19 protein-coding genes and 2 pseudogenes are annotated in these 25,545 nt (G+C 53.8%); 8 read left to right on the top strand and 13 right to left on the bottom strand.

The window, feature by feature from the left end; translation table 11 throughout:
* Window positions 1–36: 36 nt before the first annotated feature.
* From KRAC_RS50325 to KRAC_RS50310, 5 genes and pseudogenes are all read right to left on the bottom strand, one after another.
* The gene (locus KRAC_RS50325) at window positions 37–984 is read right to left on the bottom strand and encodes an RNA-guided endonuclease InsQ/TnpB family protein (protein WP_244422547.1); all 948 of its coding nucleotides are present in this window, start codon (window positions 982–984) and stop codon (window positions 37–39) included.
* Window positions 941–1,225, bottom strand: a complete 285-nt coding sequence (locus KRAC_RS77470; RefSeq protein ID WP_244422546.1) for a helix-turn-helix domain-containing protein — start codon at window positions 1,223–1,225, stop codon at window positions 941–943. Before KRAC_RS77470 ends, KRAC_RS50325 begins: the two co-directional genes overlap by 44 nt.
* Window positions 1,180–2,984: pseudogene (gene ltrA, locus KRAC_RS50320) on the bottom strand (group II intron reverse transcriptase/maturase). Before ltrA ends, KRAC_RS77470 begins: the two are co-directional and overlap by 46 nt.
* 545 nt (window positions 2,985–3,529) lie before the next feature.
* Window positions 3,530–4,023, bottom strand: a pseudogene (tnpA, locus tag KRAC_RS69860) (IS200/IS605 family transposase).
* A gap of 148 nt (window positions 4,024–4,171) precedes the next feature.
* Complete coding sequence (locus KRAC_RS50310) at window positions 4,172–5,071, bottom strand: LysR family transcriptional regulator (RefSeq protein WP_007920542.1); 900 nt, start codon at window positions 5,069–5,071, stop codon at window positions 4,172–4,174.
* Between the two features lie 137 nt (window positions 5,072–5,208).
* Between KRAC_RS50310 and leuC the strand changes: the two genes are divergently transcribed.
* Window positions 5,209–6,642, top strand: a complete 1,434-nt coding sequence (leuC, locus tag KRAC_RS50305) for a 3-isopropylmalate dehydratase large subunit (RefSeq protein ID WP_007920541.1) — start codon at window positions 5,209–5,211, stop codon at window positions 6,640–6,642.
* A gap of 22 nt (window positions 6,643–6,664) precedes the next feature.
* Window positions 6,665–7,282 carry a 3-isopropylmalate dehydratase small subunit gene (gene leuD / locus KRAC_RS50300; protein ID WP_007920540.1) on the top strand — a complete coding sequence of 206 codons (618 nt, stop codon included), beginning with the start codon at window positions 6,665–6,667 and terminating at the stop codon, window positions 7,280–7,282.
* 111 nt (window positions 7,283–7,393) lie between these two features.
* Here leuD and KRAC_RS50295 read toward each other — a convergent pair whose 3' ends face one another.
* From KRAC_RS50295 to KRAC_RS50285, 3 genes are all read right to left on the bottom strand, one after another.
* A complete protein-coding gene (locus KRAC_RS50295) occupies window positions 7,394–8,482 on the bottom strand; it encodes a DUF2332 domain-containing protein (protein WP_007920538.1) in 1,089 nt (362 codons plus the stop codon).
* 51 nt (window positions 8,483–8,533) lie between these two features.
* Entirely contained in the window at window positions 8,534–9,382 is an 849-nt protein-coding gene (locus tag KRAC_RS50290; protein ID WP_007920536.1) for a GNAT family N-acetyltransferase, read from the bottom strand.
* 210 nt (window positions 9,383–9,592) lie between these two features.
* Complete coding sequence (locus tag KRAC_RS50285) at window positions 9,593–10,783, bottom strand: WD40/YVTN/BNR-like repeat-containing protein (protein ID WP_007920532.1); 1,191 nt, start codon at window positions 10,781–10,783, stop codon at window positions 9,593–9,595.
* 236 nt (window positions 10,784–11,019) lie between these two features.
* Between KRAC_RS50285 and KRAC_RS50280 the strand changes: the two genes are divergently transcribed.
* Complete coding sequence (locus KRAC_RS50280) at window positions 11,020–13,152, top strand: ADP-ribosylglycohydrolase family protein (RefSeq protein ID WP_007920530.1); 2,133 nt, start codon at window positions 11,020–11,022, stop codon at window positions 13,150–13,152.
* 60 nt (window positions 13,153–13,212) lie between these two features.
* Here the strand turns inward: KRAC_RS50280 and KRAC_RS50275 are convergent, their stop codons facing one another.
* Window positions 13,213–14,091: a transglutaminase family protein gene (locus tag KRAC_RS50275; protein ID WP_007920528.1), complete on the bottom strand. Its 879-nt coding sequence runs from the start codon at window positions 14,089–14,091 to the stop codon at window positions 13,213–13,215.
* A gap of 218 nt (window positions 14,092–14,309) precedes the next feature.
* Window positions 14,310–15,215 carry a WD40 repeat domain-containing protein gene (locus KRAC_RS50270; protein ID WP_274532218.1) on the bottom strand — a complete coding sequence of 302 codons (906 nt, stop codon included), beginning with the start codon at window positions 15,213–15,215 and terminating at the stop codon, window positions 14,310–14,312.
* A gap of 340 nt (window positions 15,216–15,555) precedes the next feature.
* Here KRAC_RS50270 and KRAC_RS50265 point away from each other — a divergent pair, with 340 nt between their 5' ends.
* Entirely contained in the window at window positions 15,556–16,626 is a 1,071-nt protein-coding gene (locus tag KRAC_RS50265) for a helix-turn-helix domain-containing protein (protein ID WP_040447474.1), read from the top strand.
* Between the two features lie 82 nt (window positions 16,627–16,708).
* Here the strand turns inward: KRAC_RS50265 and KRAC_RS50260 are convergent, their stop codons facing one another.
* Window positions 16,709–17,692 carry a hypothetical protein gene (locus tag KRAC_RS50260; protein ID WP_007920519.1) on the bottom strand — a complete coding sequence of 328 codons (984 nt, stop codon included), beginning with the start codon at window positions 17,690–17,692 and terminating at the stop codon, window positions 16,709–16,711.
* 338 nt (window positions 17,693–18,030) lie between these two features.
* Here KRAC_RS50260 and KRAC_RS50255 point away from each other — a divergent pair, with 338 nt between their 5' ends.
* From KRAC_RS50255 to KRAC_RS50240, 4 genes are all read left to right on the top strand, one after another.
* On the top strand, window positions 18,031–21,273 hold the full coding sequence (locus KRAC_RS50255) for a DUF6788 family protein (protein WP_007920517.1): 3,243 nt from the start codon (window positions 18,031–18,033) through the stop codon (window positions 21,271–21,273).
* Between the two features lie 305 nt (window positions 21,274–21,578).
* Complete coding sequence (locus tag KRAC_RS50250; RefSeq protein WP_007920515.1) at window positions 21,579–22,220, top strand: class I SAM-dependent methyltransferase; 642 nt, start codon at window positions 21,579–21,581, stop codon at window positions 22,218–22,220.
* A 141-nt stretch (window positions 22,221–22,361) separates the two neighbouring features.
* Window positions 22,362–23,381: an ABC transporter ATP-binding protein gene (locus tag KRAC_RS50245; protein WP_007920513.1), complete on the top strand. Its 1,020-nt coding sequence runs from the start codon at window positions 22,362–22,364 to the stop codon at window positions 23,379–23,381.
* On the top strand, window positions 23,378–24,208 hold the full coding sequence (locus KRAC_RS50240) for an ABC transporter permease (protein ID WP_007920511.1): 831 nt from the start codon (window positions 23,378–23,380) through the stop codon (window positions 24,206–24,208). Before KRAC_RS50245 ends, KRAC_RS50240 begins: the two co-directional genes overlap by 4 nt.
* Window positions 24,209–24,326: 118 nt before the next feature.
* On the opposite strand, the gene KRAC_RS64190 is transcribed toward KRAC_RS50240, so the two are convergent.
* Both KRAC_RS64190 and KRAC_RS50230 read right to left on the bottom strand, forming a co-directional pair.
* Window positions 24,327–24,782, bottom strand: coding sequence for a PNPOx family protein (locus KRAC_RS64190; protein ID WP_007920505.1), 456 nt, complete (start codon window positions 24,780–24,782; stop codon window positions 24,327–24,329).
* Between the two features lie 151 nt (window positions 24,783–24,933).
* A complete protein-coding gene (locus tag KRAC_RS50230; protein WP_007920495.1) occupies window positions 24,934–25,524 on the bottom strand; it encodes a TetR/AcrR family transcriptional regulator in 591 nt (196 codons plus the stop codon).
* Window positions 25,525–25,545: the final 21 nt, after the last annotated feature.

The following is a 25,545-nucleotide window of genomic DNA, read 5'->3' as shown; positions in this document are numbered from 1 at the left end:
AGGTCTCAGGTTCGAGTTAGTGACGACTCCCCACGGCTACAAGCCGGGGGCTTCTGGAATGACGCGGCTGTGTCGTCCCACAGCAATGAAGACTTCTACAAGGATGTTTTTGCTCCCGTTGTGGTCTCGGTCGATGACCAGACCACAATGGGGACACTCATAGACCCGGACAGAGAGCGGCATCGGCTGGCGATGCCCGCACGCCGAGCAGGTTTGGCTCGTGTAGGCCGGATTCACTCGCACGACTTGCCGCCAAGCCTCTTCCGCTTTGGCTTGCAACCGTCCGAAAAACTGCGACCACGAGACATCAGCAATGCTTTTTGCCAGTTTCGGGTTGCGAATCATATTCCGCACCACCAGCGCTTCCACCGCAAGCAACCCGAATCGTTTCATGAGCTTGCAGACCTCTTGCTCAATGAAGTTCTTTCTTCGATTCCCAATCCGTTCATACACCCGAGCCACCACTTTGCGCTTCTTCGTCCGCTTTTTGCTCCCTTTGGGAGCCTTCGACAGCTTGCGCTGGACACGAGCAAGCGCCGCCGCCTCAGCCCGGAAAAAGCGCGGATTGGCAATCGCTTCTCCGGTCGAGAGATAGGCAAAGGTAGAGAGTCCCACGTCAATCCCAACGGCTTCCCCCGCTTCTGGAAGTCGCGACGAGAGCACTTCTTCCTTTGGGATCTCGACACTGATACTGACAAACCACTTTCCCGTTTGGGTCCGTTGGACAATGGCTGTTTTTGGGGTTCCTTTGATTGGTCGATGCATGATCATCTTGACATGCCCCAATTTCGTGAGGACAAGCGTCCCTTTGTTCCCTTTGGTCCCTGGGAGAAGGTTGAAGCTATTGCCGTACTGTTTAAATGTCAAAGAAGCATAGCGCGAACGCGAGCGAAACCTCGGATATCCTGGCACCTCTCTGTTCTCCACTCGCCGGAAGAAGTCATCGAATGCCCGGTCCACTCGTTTCACTGCATCTTGCAGCACTTGCGATGGCACCTCCCCCCAGTTCCGGTCGGACGCGCTTGCACCCTGGCAATTCGGCACATTGAGATTCATAGGAGAGGGAGATACCAGCCATGCGATAGGCACTTTTGCGTTCATCGAGCGCTGCATTGTAGACCTCACAGCACAAGCCAAGCCACGCTTGAAGCGTGTGCACTTGCTTGTGGGTCGGATAAACTAAGCGCATGGGTCGCCCCATCCGCTCGTCTGCAAAACCGAGCATGAAGATTTCTCTTCACTCGGCTCCTCAATCATATGGCCCTTGTTATGGGTACCATGTCTTTGGTCGTGGCAATGTCGGTGGAGAGCACACTTGTTACTCAGTTCCTCTCCTCCTCCCTCACTTTTAGGAGTGATGTGGTCTATCTCGATTTGATCTCCTTCGCGGAACTGCAAATCGCACCATCTACACTTGCCTTGCTGCTTCAGAAGCAGCATCGCCAGTGTTCCTCTCGTTGTTGGGTGGTTTTTCAGTCGTTGGCTCCAATACATGAGGTTTCCGTCATAGGGGCTGGCAGCACCTTTTACTTTGACATGTCGTTGGATCTTCGTCGCATCATGCCTTCTCAGGTCATAATCTTCGGAGGTTGCAAAGATGCTGTATTGGCCTTCGCCTCTCTTCCAGTACCTTTGCCTAATCCAATGTCTGTTTTTGTTTGGGTGCCTACGAATTGCCCACGACCATAGCTGTTGCTGAAGAATGTAGTCACATCTACTGTACTCAGCCTTGGAGCAGACTGTTCTGTAGTAGTTGGACCATCCCCTGATGATGGCAGAAAGTTCCTTAATCAGTTGTCCTTGCGGCGCTGATCTCCGTTTGTTGATTTGCTGCTTCATCTGGGCTATGTGTCGTTTGACGGCTTCTTTGCTCGGTTTGATGATCGTTTTGAAGCCAAGCGGAGTGCCTTGTGAGTTTGTCCCTGTACGGTTCTTTCCTACCGGATATTGCCGGATGGAAAATCCTAGAAACTCGAATCCCACATTTCCTTCATAGGGTGTGAGCGTGTGGCTTATTCTCGTTTTACTTGGCTTCAGTTCCAGTCCCATGTCCCTTAACCAGTCATTGATTCTTGTTTTCACTTCAAGGATGGTTTCTAGCGTTGAATGAAAGACCACTAGATCATCGGCGTATCGTACCATTTGGGGTTTATCCCTTGTGGTCCTCTTTACGCCTTTGAGAGCCTCTTCCAGCCCGTACAACGCTATATTCATGAGTAAAGGAGAGACAACGCCACCCTGCGGGGTTCCGCTGGTTGTAGGTGTGAATTCCCCCTCTGTCATGACTCCCGATTTGAGCCAGGCCTGGACGGTCTGTCTCAGACGTGGATAGGTCTGAAGTTTTTTCAAGAGTGCTGTCTGGTCAATGTTATCGAAACAGCCCCGGATGTCAGCGTCAAGGACATATTTTGCCTTTTTCCGATATCCAGAAAGATTGCTGCGATAGCATCGTGACAGGATCGTCCAGGGCGAAAACCATAGCTGTTCACCTCAAAGCGAGCTTCCCATTCTGGTTCGAGCGCGGATTTCACAAGACATTGTCGTCCGCGCTCATACATCGTAGGAATCCCTAAAGGCCGTTGTTCGTTTTTTCCAGGCTTGGGGATAAATACCCTTCGGACTGGTTTTACTTTCTGCGGCCATTGTTTGGGATGAATGAGCGATGCCACCTGTCGCCTCTGTTGAGGTTTCAAGTTCTTCACTCCATCAACCCCCGCTGTTTTCTTGCCCTGGTTATCCTGTGAGACGCGGCGTACAGCAAGAAGCCTTGCTGCTTCCGATTTCATCAAGAGCTTTTGAAGTTTTTGGACTGCACGTTGATTGCCACGTTGACTGGCTCGGTAGATTCTCTTTTGGATGCGGTAGACATGCTGCTCAAACTTGCGCCAGGGCAACTTGTTCCAAGCCTCACTCTCAGGGTCAATTTTCTTCTTGATCCTGGGTGCTTTCCTATTTGCTATCGTACTTGATCTTCTACTTTCCATACAACTGTGTCCACGTCAGCCTATCCTCTCGCTTTCCGAGAGGCATTCGCTTCTTGGACAATCCTTCCGTCGTGCTGCTTGCGGTTGGCACCTGCTCATGGTATCGACCCCCATGAGAGCAAACACGCGGTTACTCCGTTCCGTTGCTCTGTTTTTCGCTACCGTAGGTGTGCATTCTCCACCGGAGTCCTGACAGATAGGCAATGGAGCTGTACCATCTCCATTGTGTACTCGACTCGTTCCCGTTTTGGGCTGGCTTGTTATCCTGCGTAAGCCAGTTTTCCGTAACGATGGTTCAGTCATGCATTCGTTTTATCTGCCTTGTTAGACAGGCTTCTCACCGTAGTAGCCAGCTAGAAGGTGTCCTCACATCAGGTTTATGAGGCATCCCCCGTTTCATCCCGCTTCACTGATTGAGGGCCAGTCGCTACAGTGGGGATGATGCTATCCATTCCTATCGAATGAGAGAGGAATTGCGCCTCTCGTCAGAGAAACAGTTGTCAGTGTCTTTCAAAAAAAAAACACCGCTGCTCGTCCCCCATTTATCATGGTTTGGAGCAAAACGGGTCGCACGATAGATGCGAAATTGATAGGTTTTTCGGGGTTTCGCTTCTTTCTTCGGCTTGTTTGATGCGTTCTTCGACATGCTTTTGTTGCTCAATGCACTCTTTGATAACAGCAAGCGGTGCTCCTCCCGTGGTGGTAACACAATACCTCTTGGTCTACAGGGTTGGCAATGTTCGCGTCAAGACAGGAAATTCTTGACGTAGTAGGCGGGAAGAACGACCTTTGACCAGCTTCATGAGACGATGAATGCCACATTGGGGATCGACGCTCACTTGCGAGATGGACCTGTTCAGGCACCACATCGAGTTCTTCGATCTCTGCCTGATGTTCCTGGCAGACCTCACGGGGCATGTGCATGAGTCGTTCGTCGATTCCTTGCACATGCCCCCTTCGCCGATATGCGCGGACACCAGACCACGTGAGAAGGGCAACTAGAGAACACGTTCCGGTTGCTTTTGTAGGTTTCGCCCATAGAAAACAGTATAAACGAAGAGCTACCTTCTGCCAAGAACATATGTTCTTGAAAAACGCTACCCCCATTTCCCTCTCCAACAAGGAACGCGCCCTTCATCCCCATGGCTGATGCAGAGGGGCTTTCGAGCGCGGGGTCGGTAAGACTGTTATTCTACTGGCGCCTCGGTTTGCAGCACGATATCGATAAACTGGCGTGCTAGCAGAGGAATGGTGCCGAAACGCCGGTAGACCAGCGCGTAGATAAACTCCTCCTGCAAATCGGCGATAGGGAGCAGGGTTAGCCCCTCGTGGTGGGCGGAACGCATGAGGGCGGGCGAGATCAGCGTTACTCCACTCCCATGACGCACCAGTTCTTTCAGCGCCTCCACTGAGCTGATTTCCACGCTGGGCGAGATGCTAAAGCCACGCTGCAATAAGATGCGGTCGAGCACTTTGCGCAGCCTGGCTGACTCATCCAATAAAATCAGCGGTTCTTGCAGGATGCACTGCAAGGTGACCTGGTGTGGCTCCAGGTACGCGAGTGGATGCGAGGAGGCCACCAGTACCTGGAGCTGCTGGCGAAAGAGTTCGCGTAACACAACAATCTCTGAACGCACATCGGGATCAAAGATCAGGCCTACATCAACCTCGCCCGTCTCCACCAGCGCGATCACCTCGTCAGTACGATTCACGCTCACTTTTAGGCGCACATCGGGATAAGAGGCGCGAAAGCGCGCGAAGACCTCGGGCAGGACTGCCGTTGCCAGCGATTCATTGCACCCGATGAGCAGCGTTCCACTCTGGCCCTGTTGCAAGCGCGACATCGCAAATTGCCCCTGCTGTAAGGTATCAAGGGCATTCTTGACATAGCTGGCAAACTCCTGCCCGGCGGTCGTAAGCACCACGCGCTGCTTCACCCGGCGAAAGAGCGCGATGCCCAACTCCTCCTCCAGGGCCGCGATCTGGCGACTGAGCGCTGGCTGGGCCACCAGGCATAATTCAGCCGCCTTGCGAAAATTCTGCGTCTGGGCCGCAGTCAAAAAATAGGTTAATTGGCGCAGTTCCATGCTTTTCCTTCAAGGCTTGATAACAAGGAAGCATCACAAACCTAAAAAATAGGTATTAGACATATCAGTATAGCGCCGTTATACTGTTCCGTAAAGACCTGATAATCAACGTAACGCTAAGAAAGAGGTAATTTGCTATGGATCAGGCTACATCCTCCCATCCACGCACACTCTTCGAAAAGATCTGGGAAGCACACGCGATCAGCGAAGAACTGGGGCAGGGTACGCTCCTCTATATTGACCGCCATCTCGTCCACGAGGTGACCTCGCCCCAATCTTTCGCGGCGTTATGGCAGGCCAGTCGGCGCGTGCGTCGTCCAGATGCGACCTTTGGCGTGGTCGATCACAGTATTCCTACCACGCCGGTACAGGTACAGAGCAAACGCAGCAGCGTCCCGGTCGTGGATGCCAAGGCCGCGCTCCAGATTCAGACGTTTGAGCAGAACGCGAAAGAGGCTGGCATCAATTTCTTTGGTGTGGATGACGCGCGCAATGGTATCGTCCATGTGACCGCGCCGGAGCAGGGCATTACCCTCCCAGGCATGACAATTGTCTGTGGCGATAGCCATACCGCGACGCATGGTGCATTTGGTGCCCTGGCTTTTGGTATCGGCACCAGCGAGGTTGAGCATGTGCTTGCTAGCCAGTGCCTGCGCCAGAGCCGCCCCAAAGCCATGGAGGTCCGCGTCGAAGGTCCTATTCCCGCTGGCTGTACCGCCAAGGACCTGGCGCTCTTCATCATTGGCAAGATCGGAACCGGCGCTGGTACCGGCTACTGCATCGAGTTTACCGGTTCCGCCATTCGCTCGCTCTCCATGGAGGGCCGTATGACCCTCTGCAATATGGCGATTGAGGCCGGAGCGCGCATGGGTGTAGTCGCGCCCGACGAGACGACGTTCAACTATTTGCAGGGCCGCCCCTTTGCCCCCAAGGGTGAAGCCTGGGAGAAGGCCACCACCTATTGGAGTAGCCTCAAGACCGATGCCGGCGCGACATACGACAAACAGATCGCCCTGACCACCGAGGAGATGGCTCCCCAGGTTACCTGGGGCACAACCCCCGCCATGGTTGCACCCGTCACCAGCGTCGTTCCCGAACCAGAAGCCTTCTCGGATCCCGCCATCGCACGCCGCGCCCTGGATTACATGGGCCTGGAGCCTGGCACGCCTATCGAGGAGATCAAGCTGGATCGCGTCTTCATTGGTAGCTGCACCAATAGCCGCCTGGAAGACCTGCGCATCGCCGCCTCCATGGTCAAAGGCAAGAAGGTGGCTGACCACGTCCATGCCATGGTTGTACCAGGTAGTGGCCTGGTCAAACGACAGGCCGAGGAAGAGGGACTCAATACGATCTTTACCGAGGCTGGTTTTGAGTGGCGCGAACCCGGATGCAGCATGTGTATCGCCATGAATGGTGACCGCCTGGCACCGGAAGAGCGCTGTGCCAGCACCTCGAATCGAAACTTTGAAGGTCGCCAGGGCAAGGGCGGGCGCACGCACCTGGTCAGTCCCGCCATGGCTGCTGCGGCAGCGATTGCGGGCCATTTCGTCGATATTCGCACCTGGGAATAAGAGCGGAGAGGAGCACTATTCAATGCAAGCATTTACTGAACATACCGGCATCGTTATGCCCCTGGACCGCGCCAACGTCGATACTGACGCCATCATTCCCGCGCAGTATCTGACCTCTGTAGCGCGCACCGGCTTTGCTGAGGGCCTGTTCTCACACTGGCGCTACGCGAACGAGACTACCAAAGAGCCCAATCTCAGCTTTGAGCTAAATATGCCGCGCTATAAGGATGCCAGCGTCCTGGTTACACGCGAGAACTTTGGCTGTGGCTCCTCACGCGAGCATGCTCCCTGGGCCTTAGCCGAGTATGGCTTTTGTACCATCATCGCCCCCAGCTTCGCCGATATCTTCTATAACAACTGTCTGAACATCGGTATCCTACCCATCACCTTAGATGCCGAGACCGTGCAGTCGCTCTTCGAGGAGGTCAATACCACCGAGGGCTATACCCTGCATGTCGACCTCGCGCAGCAAACGGTCACGACACCTGAAGGCCGTGTAGTACGTTTCGAGATCGACAGCTATCGCAAAGAGGCCCTCCTGCTGGGCCTGGATGCCGTAGGCCGCACTTTGCATATGCAGGACAAGATCGCAGCGTACGAGCGCCAGCGCGCCCAGGTAACCCCCTGGCAATTTGCGTAAGAAGCAAGCAGTGGCCCCGGGGAGGAGGCGCGGACATGTTCGCACCCCTCCCCGGGGCCACTGCGTATTTTGGATTGATTACGCTAAGGCCTGGGTAATCTCTTGAATCGTTTACTTCACTTGAGTAGCTTGCCATTTGATCCAGCGTCCACGTGATTCGCAGGAAGCCAGGTGCTCGCTCCGCATTTGACCATTTTGATAGGTATGGAGTAGCAGGCTGGGAGATTGCTGAAATGAATAGCCCTCCTGCTCAATGCGATACAGATCACGCTGTTGTGCGTGTTGGAGTATCTGGTCGAGGATGTTTTTGCGTATCTGTCGTGGAACCTGATTCAAGGTGTAACTGTGATAGATGCAGAGCGCACGATCCCGTGGTATCGCCTCTATCACCTGCGGAAGCGTCATGGAGGCATCACCTCTCACAAGAGTAAGCGTATGCTGGCGTGCCACTTCTATAGCTGACTGCAAAAGCTGCTGGCTATCGCGATGCTCAGGCCAGAGCAGGGCGCGCAACCAGAGCACATCATCCTCATTATGAACATCCAGGGGATTGAGATCGAGTCCCACGCGCGAAGCAACTAGAGGGAATGGTTGCTTAACAGGGATAGGAAAGCTTCCCTCAAACGCAGAAACTATGCGTACTGGTGAACTCTGCAAGCCAAGGGAACGTCCCTCGCCATAATCGTAAGCATAAGTATCCCAGAGTAGATGTAGCCCTGCGCTGGTACCGATCTCGACTAGCGCCAGAGGCTGCCCTTGCAGGCGCTGCCCAAGCACACAGAGTGCCAGCGCCAGGGCCGAGCAGCGTCGGACCTCGTTGATCTGGACTGGGCGTGTCGTTACCAGGTGGATAAGCTCTTCTTTATGTTCCAGGCAGAAGGCGCGAAAAGGAGGATAGCTCTCATGGGGTGGGCGTGGTTGCGCTGTGAGATCGGGATAAAATTCTGCCAGGGGATGTGCTGGCTGCTTGAATAAGAGGAAGTGAACAGCACTGAAAAAGAGATTGGTGACTGTTGTCGAGGTATCCACATTCACAAGCAGAGCCAGCAAGTCAGGGTCCCGGCTAACTTGTTGGCTGAGATAGGCATAAAGAGGAGACGAATTCTCAGGCGACTTCCCCTTATAGATGTAATTCCCATGCTGCTCAAAGTAGCTAGCAAGTTGAGCCAGCTTCTCTGGTAAGGAGGCAGAGGAAGACATTGTGATGGCATCCTTTCCTATGTTTGTTACAATGGCGCGAATACCACTCCTTTAGCCGAAACCCAGACTGGCCTGGCCAAAGATATTGGTTGTACGCGGGCGTGCTATTCTCGTTCCTTTATACATATGTTGAAGCGAACGTTGGATGGTAAAACCATAGCGCGTGAGTAGCGCAAGGGCGTCCCTGTGCTCTGCGGCAACGAAGACTTGAGGCATATCCTGAAATGGCAGGGCCAGTCCCGCTAGCAGTAACCTTTCAGCTATCTCCTGGTTCTGGGCAAGCCAGGGTCCCAGCACATTCGCCTGCGCCAGTAGATATCCGCTGATTTGTCCATGTTCATCGCGCGCGATAAGGGTGCGCTCAGGGTTTTCTGCCCAATGTGTCTTGAGGAGCCTGGCGCGGTCGCTTCCAAACATGGAGGCATCGAAGCTCAGTAACTCTGGAAGATCGGCCTCGGTTGCTGAGAGAATTGGTTCAGCACCGCTGCCCGGTAACTTCACCTGCTGGCTTTTTTTGAGGACAAGCGCCTCACCATCATCATAAAAGCCATAGCGGCGATAGAGGGGCACGCCACTGGGCGAGGCATCGAGGAGTACTGTAGGGCACCCTCGCTCCTCCAGGCAATTGAGAATTGCCTCTAAGAGACGTTGACCAATGCCCTGCCGCTGCTCGCCAGGTGCCACAGACATCATTCCGATGTAGGCAAAATCGTGATAGTCGAGAAAACCACCGAAACCGACAACGGCGTCAGCCTTCTTCGCCACAAATGCCCCGTCTGGCTGGAGATGTAAATAGTAGTAGAGGGTCGTCTTGCGGCTACTCGAACCGTAGGCCGCCTGTATAACGATATCTGTGTTATCTATATCAGTTTCGAGCAGAGGCTGAATTGCAATATGCATACATTATTATCTTTCAAGGTAGAGAAATATAAAATTGACCTCTAACTCCTTCAGGAGCTTTATCAAGCTTATTTTATCACAAGCGTTTGGCCTGCACTGCCTCGTCTCGCTACGCGAGCCTTGGGGTAAGAGGATGTGGGTAGAAAAGGGCAAAGCCTTTTCTACCCACATCCTCTTACTCCTGGCAAGCTTATTTTGCAAGGTGTAATGCTATTGATTGGTGTAGGTGATGTTCCCCCAGGTTTTGCCACCATCCCAGGTATGTAGAAGCTGACTCTCTGTGACGGCCCAGCCATTATTCGCATCGGCAAAGCTCATTTCTTTGAGCTTGCCAGGGCGAACTAAGGCTGTCTGCCAACTCTTGCCGCCATCGGTGGTATAGAAGAGCTTGCCACTCTGCCAATCAGAGACCCAGGCATGGGAGGTATCGGCAATGTAAGTGCTATCGGCGCTCGTTTCGATAGGTAGGGTCGGGAACCAGGATGAGCCACCATCATTGCTGTGATACAGGACCAGGTGGGCATGTCCGTCCGGCGTGGTGACATAGACAGGCAAGAGACCGGTACTTCCAAAGAAGATGGGGGGCGTTGTGCCTATCTGCTGGACAGTAAGATCAACTGGGGGAGTCAATTGCTGTTCCTGCCAGGTAAAACCGCCATCGCGGGAGACATAGAGGCCCGGATCGGTTGGCTGACCAGTCGTACTGCGAATCGTAGCGTACACAGTGCTCGCGTCTTTAAAGGAGAGACCTGACTTGAAGCCACCGAGCGGAAGACCGTTCCTTCCAGCCTGGGATATGAGCTTCCAGGTCTGGCCCGCATCGGTCGTCCGGAAGATGTAAGCGCCCTGGCTCCCAGCTCCAGGAGAGGTAATAGCCTCAAACCAGCCTTCGTTGCCGCTAAAATGCAACATATCAACGCTCGCAGGGTCCTGGACATCGAGCGTTATGCTGCTCCAGGTTTGCCCACCATCGGTCGTATGCTGGATGGTGATCTTGTTCTGGGTCTCCTGAGCGCTAACAACCCAGACATAGAGATTATCAATAAAGGTTCCTCGTGCGGCCTGGTAACCAGGTGCATTAGACGGCGTTACATTCGTCCAGTGCCTCCCGCCATCAGTTGTTTTGAGTATTGCATTGGCCGTCATAGCCCACCCTTGCTGCGTCGTAAGCATGCGAATGGCGGTCAGCGGCCCCTTGACCGAAGAGGGCAGTGTAGTGGTCAGTGTGCTGTTAGCCACGGGTGTCTCTGCGGTAGCGGGCGTTTGAGTAGTTGATAAGGTTGGTGTTGCTGTAGAAGAAGACGCCGAGGTTGTTCCACCACTGCCACATGCCGCGAGCAAAAGAAGCGCAGCCAGAGCTAAAACCGTACTAATAGTTGAGAATATGTTTTTGTTGCGCATAGTACACTCCATCGTGACTTATATTTTTATCTACTCTATGCTTACATAAAACATGGTAGAGTAATTTGAATTGCACACTTACTATAATGCCAGAGAATCATCAAAAGTTGCGGGCAAGTTTTGGAAAGCCCTGCATTGGCGCGAATAAGACCTATGCAATCATTTCAATTGCGTTCTATAATAAAGCTCAAGAATCATATCCTCCCTGTGCCTTATTTAAAACAAGGATAGAAACGATGGCGATGATGATGCACCGCGATAAAGAGCGCTTTCCACTGAGAGAGATTCCGCCCGATTATATAGAACGGGTTTATGCCGGGGTGCTGGGCAAGATGATCGGCGTCTACCTGGGCCGTCCCTTTGAGGGCTGGACCTATGAGCGTATCACGCAAGAGTTGGGCGAGATCAACTACTATGTCCATGATAAACTGGGCGTTCCACTAATCGTGACCGATGACGATCTCTCTGGTACCTTCACCTTTGTGCGCGCCCTCGCCGATTATGGCAATTCGCCTGATCTCAGTGCAGCCCAGGTCGGGCAGACATGGCTTAACTACATTATCGAGCGGCGCACGATCCTCTGGTGGGGCGGGATGGGAACCTCCACCGAGCATACGGCCTATCTGCGCCTCAAAGCTGGTATCCAGGCCCCCGAAAGCGGCTCCAGCAAGCTAAATGGCCAGGTCGTCGCCGAGCAGATCGGCGCGCAAATCTTTATCGATGGCTGGGGGATGGTTGCTCCGGGCAATCCGGCACTGGCGGTGGAGCTGGCCCATAAGGCGGGAAGCGTAAGTCATGATGGCGAGGCAGTCTATGCCGCGCAGGTGATCGCGGCCATGGAGTCGGCAGCGTTCATCGAGCATGACCTGAACACGCTCCTCGATATCGGGCTCTCCTTTATTCCCGCGACCTCGCTTGTGGCCAGGATGATCCAGGATATTCGTGCCTGGCACCAGGAGGATGGCGATTGGCGCAGGACGCGCGAGCGCATCGTAGCCCGTTACGGCTATGAGCGCTATGGTGGTGGCTGTCATGTCATTCCCAATCATGCCCTCATCATCCTCGCGCTGTTGTATGGAGACGACGACTTCCAGCGCTCGCTGATGATCGTCAATACCTGTGGCTGGGATACCGACTGTAACTCGGGCAATGTTGGCTGTCTGCTAGCCATCAAAAATGGTTTGCAAACTCTGGAGGCTGGCCCTGACTGGCGCGGTCCCGTGGCGGACCGCCTCTACCTGCCGACCGCCGATGGCGGAAGTTGCATCTCTGACGCCGTCCAGGTAACCTATCAGATTGTCGACATGGCGCATGCCTTGCGTGATCTCCCTTTCACCCCTCCACCACGCTTTAACTTCTCGCTGCCTGGCTCCTTGCAAGGCTTTCAACTTGAAGGAGAAGAAACGGGCGCAATCCTCGGCAATGTTGTCCATCCTCTAAATAGCACACAACGCTGCCTGGCCGTTTCTTGCCAGGACAAGCAGGAAATCTCGCTGGCAACACCAACCTTCATTCCGCCCTTTGCACAGAACATGCCAGGCTATGAGCTTGTGGCCTCACCTACACTCTATTCTGGCCAGATTGTGAAGGCGCACCTCCTGGCTGACCAGGCGAATACGGCTCCCATACGCGTTCAACTTTTCGTACGGACCTATGGGACAAAGGATCAGCTAGAAACATATTGGGGGCCAACTATTGCGCTGGAACCACAGGCAAAGCAGGTTATGATATGGCAACTTCCTGATACAGCAGGTGAACCCATCATGGAGATCGGCCTTACTCTGCGGAACGAAGCAAGCAGCAAACCAGGGCGAGTCTACCTGGAGAGCCTGGACTGGCGGGGAGCGCCCACCACAGTCCTGGTGTGTCCCGCTCGGCGAGGACAGATGTGGCATCGGGCCTGGACGAACGCTATCGACCAGTTTGAGCCATGGGCGACTGAGTCCTTCCGCCTGGTGCAGAACACTGGACGGGGCATGCTCATTCAGGGGACACGTGACTGGCAGGACTACCGCGTCAGCGCAACCTTCACGCCGCACCTGGCCGAAGTCTTTGGCCTGGCCGCGCGCGTACAAGGCCTTCAGCGCTACTACGCTCTCCTGCTAACCCGCTCAGGGCGGACCCAACTGGTCAAAGTCCTGGACGGGGAACATGTGCTGGCCGAAACGTCATTCCCCTGGGAGCTCTACCAGCCTTACGCACTAAACTTGCAGTTGCAGGGAACGCACATCCAGGCCTGGATCAACGAGCAACTCCTCTTTGATCTCCAGGATACAGAGAATCCCCTGGTGAGCGGAGCCATCGCGCTCATCTGCCAGGAATGCCGCGTTGGTTGCGACACCGTCAGCATCCAACCCGTCTCTTTATAGGCGCAAGTAGCCACGTACACCAGTAGCTAGCCTGATACTGGTGTACGTGGCTACTTGGGTTTACACTTGGGTTATGCTCTCTAGCACAGTCTGGCCATAGGCTGTCTGGGGAAAAGACGTTCGTAACTCATCGAAGTGGATGTCGGCGTTCTCTGTAAGGAGTGCAATGCGGTCAAGCAGGTCCAGGTCTTCGCGTGTTAGTTCCGCCTCGGGCTTTGTAATTAACACGCCCCAGTCGTCATTCCCCAGCATTTCGAGCTTGTTCAGATAGGCAAAGTCTTGCAGGAGGGCGTAGCGGATGGGTGGCATGCCCCTGTCCACATCGCTATCGCCAAAGTCCCACGGCTCAAGCTTGCCCGCCCGGCAGCGCCGCCAGACCTCGCCCGCCAGCCAGAAGGGATCGCCTGCCTTCATATCCAGCAGGTTGAAACCCATATCCCGACCGCGTTGCTGAACCTCGTCGATCATCGGATCCACGCGCACCCAGCGCTCCTGGGTTGCATCCCAGTACTCTGCGAGGCGATGATCAGCGGCGTAGGGTGAACGGAAGTAGCCACCAAATCCGACTCGCGCCCGCGCGGGCACCCCCTGGTAGCGCAGCATAGAGACCAGCAACACGGCGAAATTACGGCAGATCATGCCAATACGATCTACCGGCGGTCGCCGCATGGTCAAAGGCTCCGGTCGGCGCCGCAGGATACGCGCCAGCAAAGCCTCGGTACGCCGCTCTCCAAAGCGTGCGTTATCAATCTCGCCTGCTTCAAGTCCATAGCCCTCGCGCAACAATTCTGTATAAGGTGGAATCAGCAGTCCCTGCACCACACTCACCAGGCCAGCCACATCACGTGGAAGGTCGGCATAGAGATAGGCATACTTGCCCGGGTCCGTCAAAACGCTCTGCTCGCGATAATACGCCAACACCTGGTCGTTTCCATCCATAAACGCTCTTCCTTTCAGCAAATGCCAAGAGACATATGTTCTCCTGGCATTCCAGCATAGCGTCCATCAACTGACACCTTTTGTCAAATTATGTGCAATAACGGAATGTCCCCTACTAAGAGGCTGGCATTCGCACATCTCTGGGAACGGCTCCTCGCAGCAAGGAACCTGGGTAGTGTATTTCTCTACCCAGGTTCCTTCTCTGCTAAAACGTGTCGTTATTTTATGGCTTGCCAGACCCGTACCACCAGATCTGCGCCTGCGGATGCAATGCGCTTACCCTCAGGCGACCAGACGACACCAAAGACGCTGCCGGTATGCCCACGATAGACGAGAGAGGTAATACCCGTTGTGGCGCTAAACACATGTACGGTCTTATCCGTGCTTCCTGAGGCCAGGTAAGCACCATCTTTTGACCAGCTCACAGTGACGACCTCCCCAGTATGCTCCTGGTAGACACGCTGAGTAGTACCACTCGCGCTATCCCAGATGCGCACGGTCTTATCGTTGCTGGCTGTGGCTATTTTCTGACTGTCAGGCGACCAGGCGATGGCGTTGATCAGATCGCTGTGCTCATGATAGTTGTACATCGTGTGCCCGACACTAATATTGATGACCTGTACCTGTGGATTACCGGGAGTGGTAACGGCCCAGGCGAGAAATTTTCCATTGGGTGACCAGGCTACCGCCCCAACAGTATCAGATGCAGCAAGGCGATACACCTTGTTATTCCGCCCATTCGTCTTAATATCCAGGATCTGAATCGTGCCGTTCTCTACACTATAGGCTATCGCCGAGGAATCTGGCGACCAGCTTAACCCTGTGATGCCATGATCATATTTTTGTGAGATGAAGCTTGTTTGACCACTGGCGGCATTCAGGATATACACCAGCCCGGAGCCAGCGTCTCCACCCCCTACATAAGTACCTACAGCAACGTATTGCCCATCAGGAGAATAGGCGACCTCGTGCGTGCCAGGAAACGCGCGTTTCCACAACTCTGTGCCCGTAGACGCGTTCCACACTCGAACGGCTCCATCAAAGCCAACCGAGGCGATACGCTTCCCATCCAGTGACCAGCTAGCGGCGAGCACAACATCGTTATGCCCGGTAAAGGTTGCCAGCTCAGTTCCTGGCCTGGCACTCTTCGTTGTTGATATCTCTTCTGTTCGCGTAACAACTGTAGAAGTGGGGGGGTTGGCGTTGAGAGGGAGCTGGAGACAGAACTCCCTCCCGTGGAGGAGCCACAGGCTGTGAATAGGACCATAAAAAGCACGACAAACCCAGAGAGAAAGAGGATTTTTTTTGGCATACTATCTGTTCTCAACCTTTCCATATCATATTCCCTTCTAGCGTTTTATAGAGAAAATGTGATCCAGGTCATAGTATGCAGTGGGAGTGCCTATGATACCATATCGATTACTCACAGAATACTCATTGTTTACTCATAGAATGCCAAAAACTATGAAATTTAGCCAGATACTCAAAAAAGAACGTACAATTCGCGGCTGGTCACAGGCTATGCTGGCCCAGGAACTGGGCACCACGCCCAATACTATTAGTGCCTGGGAACGCGACGTAAGTATGCCATCACCCTATTTTCGCACAAAACTATGCGCCCTGCTGGGCAAAAATGCCGCCGAGTTAAACCTGGTAGAAGAGGATCTTGAGCCGGCAACCCTCAACCAATGGAAAACAGAGCCATCTCCCATAGCTTCAGAAGATATTACCTATCCCAAACAGAACATCTCTCCAGAGAACTCGGCTATCCTTCCATCATCCAGGGAAGTGCAAGAGGTAGAGAATACAGTCACTTACCCCTCGTTTCCCAGGCGGAAGTGGTTCACAGGCAAACGCGCCCTGTTTGCGCTTGTGTGCTGTCTGCTTGCTCTCTCGATCACTGTGGGACTGGTGCTCTATGTTATTCCAGGTCTACACGCAGAGAAGAATCCCTATGGTGGGCAAGGAGTTCTGGTATTAAATAATAGCCTCCAGGGACCGCATAAACAGACAAACTGGCAGGAGGGCTGGAATGAGAATCACGCCTCCTGTCAGTTTAAGAATGGGGCTTACTACTCGTCGCAACCTCTTGAGGGCTACTTCCACGCCTGCCTGGCCCAGGCAACCAATTTCACTGATTTTACCTTTGAGGTAGAGATGGTCCTGCTCCAGGGAGATTATGGCGGCCTCATCTTCCGCGCAGTTAATAGCGTCGATTCCAAATACTATCACTTTCGTGTCTACCAGGATGGCACCTATATGCTGAAACGCTATGTGAGCAGAGCGGATGATGATGCCTTGTTACTACAGAAAGGTACCGCCCAATCCTTTGCTCGTGGCTATAAACAGAAGAATCGCCTGGCGGTAGTAGTCGATTCCACGCGTATTCATATCTACATCAATGGTCAAGCTATTTTAACAGTAAACGACTCAGCTTATGATCACGGGCAAATCGGCGTCTTTGCTGATAACGATACCCATACCCCTGCGGAGGCAGTATTCAGTCATGCCAAGGTATGGAGTCAGGATGCATAGAAACTTAAGCAGAGAACTATAACGAAACAAGAAACCAGAAGGCTGACTCGCAAGCTTCCTGGTTTCTTTGTATACTAACTCCCTACCATTGAGGTTGTATGCTAACTTTATGCATCAGGGTCAGGACAACTGCCGCAAAGGTTGCAGCACCCAGGATACCAAAGGCACTCAAGGTCAGAGCATCGGGATGGATGATAGATTGACCGCGAAGTGCCTGCCAGGTCAGCAGTGCGATAAGGCTCAGGTAGCCCACTCCCACAATGATAACCAGGGTGACGCGCTGACGCATCGCAAGCCAGGAGCGTGTCATGTTGACAAACCAGCCAACGATGAGCAGTGCTTGCAGGCCATGCAGACCTACGAAGTGTGGGATACGCAGGTCACCTCCAACCGTGCTCCATCCCAGGATGGGCAGGCCGGGGCCACCATCAGGGACACCTACGTTATGTGCGCCCATAATGCCAGCCGATGAGGTGGCAAGCTGAGCAGGAGTGGGGATGAGCATCAGGCAGGCAACGGCCATACCCACGAGGGCCGCAATAACGCTAAAACGTAACGCCCAGTCCCAGGCTCGATCAGCAAGACGCTGGCGAAGCAGCACAACAGCCAAGACGATAGCCGCAGTAAACAAGAAGCCAATGGAACCTCCCATCAGGCGAAAGACCAGGCTATCGAAAGGGGTTGAGAGATTAAAGTGGCTGGTTGTGCCACGCACAACTTGCAAGGTTACCAGGATCATCTCAACTAACAGGCTGATGCCCGTAGTCATGCCAATACCACTTACTAAGCGCCTGTGTCCACGTACAAACGTGAGCAGGTAGACAAAGGTAAAACAGTAGATACTGATTGAGATAGCAAACTTGAGAGGTTTGATCCAGGCAGGAACTCCAGTAATCAACTGGTGATCCACAATCAGTCCAATTACGGCGCTAAGAATAACGGGAAGCATGGCCAGGCCGGTGAGTGTGAGGGCCGCGTTCTCATGCCATGCGCGTCGCAGTAGTTTCGATAGCCTTGAAGGCTCGCTATGCAAAGATGTTGTGCTCAGTGGAGATGTCGCCTGCATGATAGTCTATCCTTTCCTCTGTTCCAGAGTGGAAGCATGTTTTTATGATTGCTAGCGTCTCGCGTGGCTGAGCGGTTCGACCTCTCCGTCACTCTCGACATAGGAAAGTGTAGCTGGAAACAGCTTTTATCAGTAGTGAAGACTATCATGAAGGCAATATGACATTTGTCATACGAGAAGAGCGGCACAGCACCCTGAGCGCCGCAGGCGCGAAAGGTTAAAGGGAGAGGCACGATGCCTCGTGGTTCATACGTATTACCTAAAAGCAAAGATGTGGTAATATACATGATGATAGGTAATGGCTTTAGGTAATACCGTATTTCCCAAAAGGAGCACACATGCCCAGACAGGCTCCCTACCTCCTGCGTTGGTCTCCTCAAGCACAAAAATATGAACTTCTCGACCAGGGATGCTCTCAATCAGGCGATCAGACTCTTGAATATTCCGATCTGCTACATAAGCTGGTTGATATCAGCTCTTTTGCCTTTTACAGCTACACTGGCGCTCACTTTACGGCGCGCAAGGAGAATATTCAGCGCAATGGCCCCTACTGGTATGCTTATCGCTCATCCCAGGGTCGAACGAGCAAACGTTATCTTGGCCGCACGGCTGATCTCTCCATAGGCCATCTGGAAAACATTGCAGAGAGCTTTCTCTCTCCCGCAGATACGCCTATCACCTCCAATGGGCATATGGTTGATAAACCCATAACAGCATCTCAGCACTCCCAACAAGCTCCATCGGGGCAGGATCAACTATTACTGGATACCAAGTTGCGTCCGCCGCGCCTCCCCCTGGAACTGGTGGAGCGACCACGCTTATTTAAGCGCCTCGATAGCTGGTCAGCATACAAGCTCACGTTGCTTATCGCGCCAGCTGGCTCGGGCAAAACGACGCTCGCCACCTCCTGGCTTGCGCAAAATGACTTCCTATCTGAGGCAGCCTGGGTCTCGCTAGACATGAATGATAATGATCCAGCTCGCTTCTGGCGCTATGTCCTGCGCGCTTGCCAGGGCTGGCACTCCCTTCCCGAACCATATATTCTTCCTCTAAACCTGCCCTCACCTCAAACAGGCATCCCGGCGCGTCCCTTCGAAGAGCTACTCATTCCTTTCCTCAACGAAGTGGCGCAACGCTCTCAACATCGCCTGCTTGTTTTAGAAGACTATCATGTCATCACTGAGGCAAGGATTCATGAGACGCTTGACTTTCTCTTCGCTAATCTGCCTGAGACGCTGCATATTCTGCTGCTGACACGCACAGAGCCTCCATTCTCGCTTACTCGCCTGCGCTCACGAGGCGAAATCAGTTCTATTTATGCCAGTGACCTGCGCTTCTCACCCGAGGAAACGGCTGCATTCCTCCAGCCGGTTATTCCAGCGTCACCCTCTACGGAACTCCTGGCCACGCTCGATACGCACCTGGAGGGGTGGGCCGCTGGATTACGCCTGCTCGCGCTCTCCTTGCAGGGACACAAGGCCCAGGCCCAGATAGAGCATATCCTTACCACCTTTCGCGGCAATCACCGCTCCATTCGGGATTATTTCGTCAGTGAGGTCCTCCAGGCTCAGCCCAAGCTGCTACAAGACTTCTTGCTGCACACGAGCATCCTGGCGCGCTTAAATGTTCCTCTCTGTCTGGCTGTCACCGGCCAGCAAGAGAGCGCGAGCCTGTTAGAAAGTATTGCGCGGGCCAACCTCTTTCTGGAGGCCCTCGATGGTACAGGCGAGTGGTACCGCTATCATGCCCTCTTCGCCGAGGCTATGCAGCATGAGGCGCGCCTGCGCCTGGGCGAGGATGAACTACGCACACTGTACCAGAGGGCCAGCCACTGGTTCGCGGAATATGGCCTGCTTACAGAAGGCATTGAAGCGGCATTTAAGGCTAAGGACAGTGAACTAGCCGCGAGATTGATAGAGCAATATATAGAGGCCATGCACGTGCAGGAATTTCGCGAGTTTCACACTCTGCGCCGCTGGCTCACGCAGCTACCCGAAAAAACTCGTCAAAGCTCTCCCCAACTCTGTTTAAGCTATGCCGTAACACTCATCTTTGGTCGCGACGAGCAAGAGGAACCAGATCCATTCCTCGTGGAACAGCTAGAAACGCTGTTGCAACTGGCTGAAGAAGGCTGGCACATACGTAAAGATCTTCCCCATCTCGGACAGGTCTTCGCCTTTCGTGCTCTTTTCTCCTACCAACAAGGCAAGCGCGAGCAATCTGTAAGTTGGGCCAGGCAGGCCCTGGCCTGGCTCCCAGCAACAGAGCCTTTATGGAGAGGTATGAGCCTGGTGGTTCTGGGAATCGAAGCCCTGCAAACAGGACGACTCAACGAGACTAGACAGTTCATTGCAGAGGTCGGCAAGTGCTGGCAAGTTCTCCATAGCTTGCACATTCTAGATAGCATTACGCTTTTTACAGGCATGATCTGCTATGAAACTGGTGAACTACGCCAGGCAGCCCACCAGTTTGAACAGCTTTCTCATAAGAGAACTATCCTTGAAGATGGCCCTGTCGCCCTTGCCGCGCACCTTGGCCTGGCCCAGGTCCTCTATGAGAAGAACGACCTCGACGGTGTACAACGCGAGCTTCAGGCATTCTCAGCCCTTGCCCAAAACTTTCCCATGGTCCCGCAGGACTTCTTCCAGCCATTGGTTGAACTACTTATGGCACGGCTGGAGCATGCCCAGGGAGAAACCAATCAGGCTATAGAGCGTCTGGCCAATACTCTAGCTCAGGTGCACAGCACCCCAGAGGGCCTGCCTCTCTACTTCTATCATGAGACACGCAGCTGGCTTGTCCAGCTCTTTCTCTCGCAGGGAGATATCGCCACAGCGCATTACTGGTTCCAATTCACGCCTCATCCAGATACCTGCGCCACAGCTACATCTTCCGAACCATATTTACTGCCAGCACCAGGGGAGATCGCTATACAAGAACACCCCTCAGAGAGTATGCAAGCATCACCGGATATGCTTGTCCTGGTGCGCGAACAGAGCGTACTACTCATGGCACGCCTGCACCTCGCTCAGGATGAGTGTGAGGCCGCGCTACATCTCCTAAACATCCAGCTTTCCGCGGCCCAGCAGGCTGGCCGGGGACGACACGCCCTGCAAATAAAATTACTGCTGGCCCAGGTCTACGCAGCTCATAAGCAGCTCCCCCAGGCACATCAGACCCTCCTGGAAGCGCTCAAGCAGGGGCATATTGAGGGTTACCAGCGCACATTCCTGGACGAGGGCGAAAAGCTTGTGCCTCTCCTGCGCGATATACTTCCTCATCTACATATTCAACCACTGCGAAACTATGCGCGACAGCTCATTCAGGCCTTTTCACAACACGATGCTAGCCAGTCCATCGTTGTGACCCCCGTTTTTGAACCGCTCTATGAGCCACTGACGAGCCAGGAACAGCGAGTGCTACGCCTGCTGGCAACAGGTCGCTCCAACCCCGAGATCGCCCGCGAACTGATTGTCTCCGTCAATACCATCCGCTCCCAGGTCCAGAGCATCTACCGCAAACTACAAGTCAATAACCGCCACGCCGCCAGCGAGCTTGCCCGCAAGCTACATCTCCTCTAAGACAATATTTACCCTCAGGCGCGGCAGAACGCCTGAGGGTGAATAGGAGACCAAGGATTACGGTGTTGTTACGCTGACGTGATCGAAGGTAGCCTTCTCAAGCACGGTGTTGTGTGAGAGGCCAATATACACATTGGTCGCCATGGTGATGACTTACCTCAGCCACATGATTACTTGTGTTAGCTCACGCAGGTCGTCATAAAGGATGGTGTTGAGGGCGTCTTTTTGCGTTACACTAAGGATAAGTACAGTTTTTTTGAGAAGGTGAGCATCAACATCTTGAGCTGAAAGCGAGGTTGTCTGACATGAACCAGGAACATCTCTCCACGCCTGCACCTTTACGGCGTCTCTTCACCTCCTATTATGAGCGTATGTCGCAAGGCACGGTTGAGAAAACCTATATGGAGCCGCTACGTAAGAAAATTGTCGGGCAGGCAGCGGGACTGGTACTCGAAGTGGGGGCAGGCAACGGCCTGAACTTCGCCTGCTATGATCCCGAGTTTGTCGAGCGCGTAGAGGCAACTGAGCTTGACAACTCGATGCTGAGCTATGCACGCGCACGCGCCCAAAGCGCACCCGTGTCTGTTACCCTCACGCAAGCCAACGTTGAGCAACTTCCCTTCGCCGATGCATACTTTGACTGCATCGTTTGCACACTGGTCTTCTGCTCCGTCAATGATCCCCTACGTGGCCTGCAAGAAATGCGCCGCGTCCTCAAACCTGGCGGCCAGCTACTCATGATAGAGCATGTGCGCGCCCAAAAACGCATGCTCGCCCTGCTACAGGACTTGATTACCCCCCTTACCAGGCTCCTGCTGGGCAATTGCCACTGGAATCGCAGCACGGTACAAACCGTCCAGGAGGCTGGTTTTCAGGATATACGACTTGAACACCTCACGCCCGTAGGCGAGTTGATGCCCCTGGTGATAATACTGGCCAGAGGCTAATATCATACTTTCCAAACAAAAATCATCCCTCGCATCGTCTTGATGGATGATGCTCCTTCATCCTGTTTATCGCTATACTCAAAACAAGACAATCGCGCAGGGGAGATAGATATACCCCTCCATGGAAAGGTTCTATAAGATATGACTCAAGAGACACTTGTTCCTATCGATACAAGCCATATTCCTCACTCAACAGAAACACCTATCATTAGTGTCGAGAACCTGGTAAAACGCTACAAAAAGGCGACAAAGAATGCCGTCGACCAGATCTCTTTTTCGGTCGCGCCTGGCACGCTCTTTGCCCTGCTGGGACCCAACGGCTCCGGAAAAACCACAACCATCTCCATGCTGACCACGACCCTGGCTCTCACGTCTGGCACCATACGTATCGCGGGCTATGATCTGGCAACACAGGCCCACCTGATCCGCAGCCAGATCGGCATTATCTTCCAGAAGCCCAGTCTCGATCTTAACCTGACCGCTGAAGAGAATATACGCCTGCATGCGACCCTCTATGGTCTCTACCCTTACCGACCCCTGTTTCGCTTGATGCCAAAGACTTACCGCGCCCAGGTACAGGAGCTGGCTCATCTCCTGAGCATCGAAGAAAGCCTCTTCAAACCCGTCAAGACGTTCTCTGGTGGCATGAAGCGCAAGCTCGAAATCGTCCGTAGCCTGCTCCACCGTCCCGAGATCCTCTTCCTGGACGAGCCTACTACCGGGTTGGATCCGGAGAGTCGTCGCGAGCTATGGGATCATCTACGGCAAGTACGTGCCGAGAGCGGGACCACCATCTTTCTTACCACTCACTACCTGGAAGAGGCCGAAGGGGCCGATAACATCCTGATTATCAATCGCGGCCAGATTGTTAGCACTGGCAGCCCTCAGCAGATCAAAACCAGCCTGACACAACCTATGCTCTTTATCGACGCACACGAGCGCGAGCAGTTACGCGCGGAGCTACACACGAAAAATATTGATTTTAAAGAAGATGGGTTCTTCTCTATCGCTCTTGAAAACCAGCAGGTACACCAGCTCCTCAAGAGCATCAATACACCCTTGAGCATGGTCCAAACTCATACCCCTTCGCTAGAGGATGCCTATATCCATATCATTAAACAAGAATATATCGATGAGCAAACGGAGGCACACACAAAATGACCAATCCCGTCATTTATCCTGCTAGAGAGCAACGAAGTAACGTCTCTCGCAACTGGAATGCTATCCTGACCATCGCTGGGCGCGACGTCATGCGTTTCCTACGCGACCCGATGCGCCTGGTCTTTACCCTCATTTTCCCCATTATTCTCGTTGGCGGGCTGGCGGGTCCCCTTCAGGGTAATTTTGGGAAAGCGGCGGGCTATAATTTGATTACCTTTAGCATGACTGGTTTGCTCGCTATGTCGCTCTTCCAGAGCACGATGAGCGGCCTGGTCTCACTGATCGAGGACAGAACGAGCGATTTTAGCCAGGAACTCTTTATTGCTCCCATCTCGCGCTATACTATCATCTTTGGCAAAATCTTTGGCGAGTCGCTTGTCGCCCTGGTCCAGGCAGTCATTCTCGTTCTGCTGGGCGTCCTCCTCTTTGGTGTTCCACTCTCGCTCACCAGCCTGCTCCTCGTCATACCCGTCTCATTGATCATCTGCCTCTTTGGAGGCGCGTTTGGCGCTCTGCTCACCTCGCTCTTCAGCGATCAGAGGACAGCGAATATGATTATGCCCTTTCTCCTGTTCCCACAATTCTTCCTCTCAGGCATCTTTCTGCCCACCCGTGGACTTCCCTGGTACCTGACCCTTCTCTCAGAGATTACGCCCATGCGCTACGCGGTGGACCTTGTTCGTGGCATCTTCTACGCGGGCAGGCCAGAGTACAACCAGATCGTCCTGCTCCACCCGCTCATAAACCTGGCCATTATCGCAATACTCTTCACCATCTTCCTCGTCAGCGGCACCATCCTCTTTGTGCGCCGCGAGCGCAACCGTTAAAACCAAATTTGGGATAGACGAACCAATCATGGCTGCACTCAGCCATGATTGGTTCGTGAGGAGAAGCAGCCTTGTGCGCCTCCATGCCTGATCGAGATGCACTCTGCGTTGATCCAGCTTAGGAACGCGCAGCCTGCGTCTTCTCAAAGCCTCCATTTCCCATGTCGGCGTCTCTCTCATCCAGCACAATTTCATACACCGCTGTTTTCTCGCCAGGATATTTGCGGTCGAAGACGATCCCGAAGAAACGACCCACGATGCCTACACGCAACATGCCTCGCGCGCGCCTGGCCTCCTCGGCATACAGGCGGCGCACGGTGCCTTCAATTGTCGGACCAAGCACATCCCCTTTGCGGTTGCCAGGCGCGAGGGTGACGTGTGAATTGTGGGCGAGGCGCTTGACCTTCCAGGTATCCGCTGGCGTCATAAAGTAGAGTTTGCCGTTCGAGGCAACCGTGCCTACCGGGGTGCCGACGCCTATGCCGTTGCGGCGGAAGCTGGTCAGCAGGGTCGTATGACCTTTTCCAGGGGCAGTCAGGTACTCTCGCGTGGTATGAGTCGTTTTTTCGCTCATGATCAGTCCTCTTTCTTGTGCTCAATCTGCTTAAAGTCCTCTAAGAGCAGCAGTCGGTTTCGCCAAACCATATATGTCATTCGTCTATGCGGTTGACATGCTAAAGCATGCATTCACGTCCTAGGAGAGTTTTTTTCTCTCATGCTTCCAGTCAGGAAGGCTGGATACCTGCAAGCAGCCCCTGTACCAGCTCCTCGGCAAACTGCTGTTCCGTCTGGTGAAACGGATCGAAGCCCAGGAATTGCTGGTTAAACACCCTCTGAAAACAGGGGCCCAGCAACAGGGTCGCTATAGTCAAAGAGGGGAGGTGCCGCCCGATGCGCTCCAGGCGCTGTTCCTCCTCAAGATAAGCTGCAAACCGTTCAAAAACGTTGTGCGGGCCCATACCCAACGGTAAGGTCGTGGCGCGAAACTGGGCCAGGAGTTCCTTGTCAGCCAGGAAGGAGACACCCATGGGGAGCAGTTGCTCATAGTAGTGAAGAACTGCCAGCGCGAGTGCGATAAGGTTCTCGCGGACGGTTGCGGTGCCTGCCTGGCGCGTCTGGAACACCTCGTGGAAGGCTGGCAGGTGCTCGGCCATGAGCGCAAAGAAGATGTCTTCTTTATGGTCGAAATGCCGGTAGAGCGCGCTTTCGGAGAGGCCGACCTCGCGTGCGATCTCCTTGGTGGTCACGTGTGCCGAACCTTTCAAGAGCAACAACTTTTCAGCGGCCTCCAGGATCTTCTCTCGTGTTTTTCCCATGCTTCTTTCTCCATGTGCGTG

It is taken from the genome of Ktedonobacter racemifer DSM 44963, assembly GCF_000178855.1.
GTDB classification, from domain to species: Bacteria; Chloroflexota; Ktedonobacteria; order Ktedonobacterales; family Ktedonobacteraceae; genus Ktedonobacter; species Ktedonobacter racemifer.
Note: the sequence above shows the minus strand (reverse complement) of the source record. Positions and strands in the feature narration are given on the sequence as shown.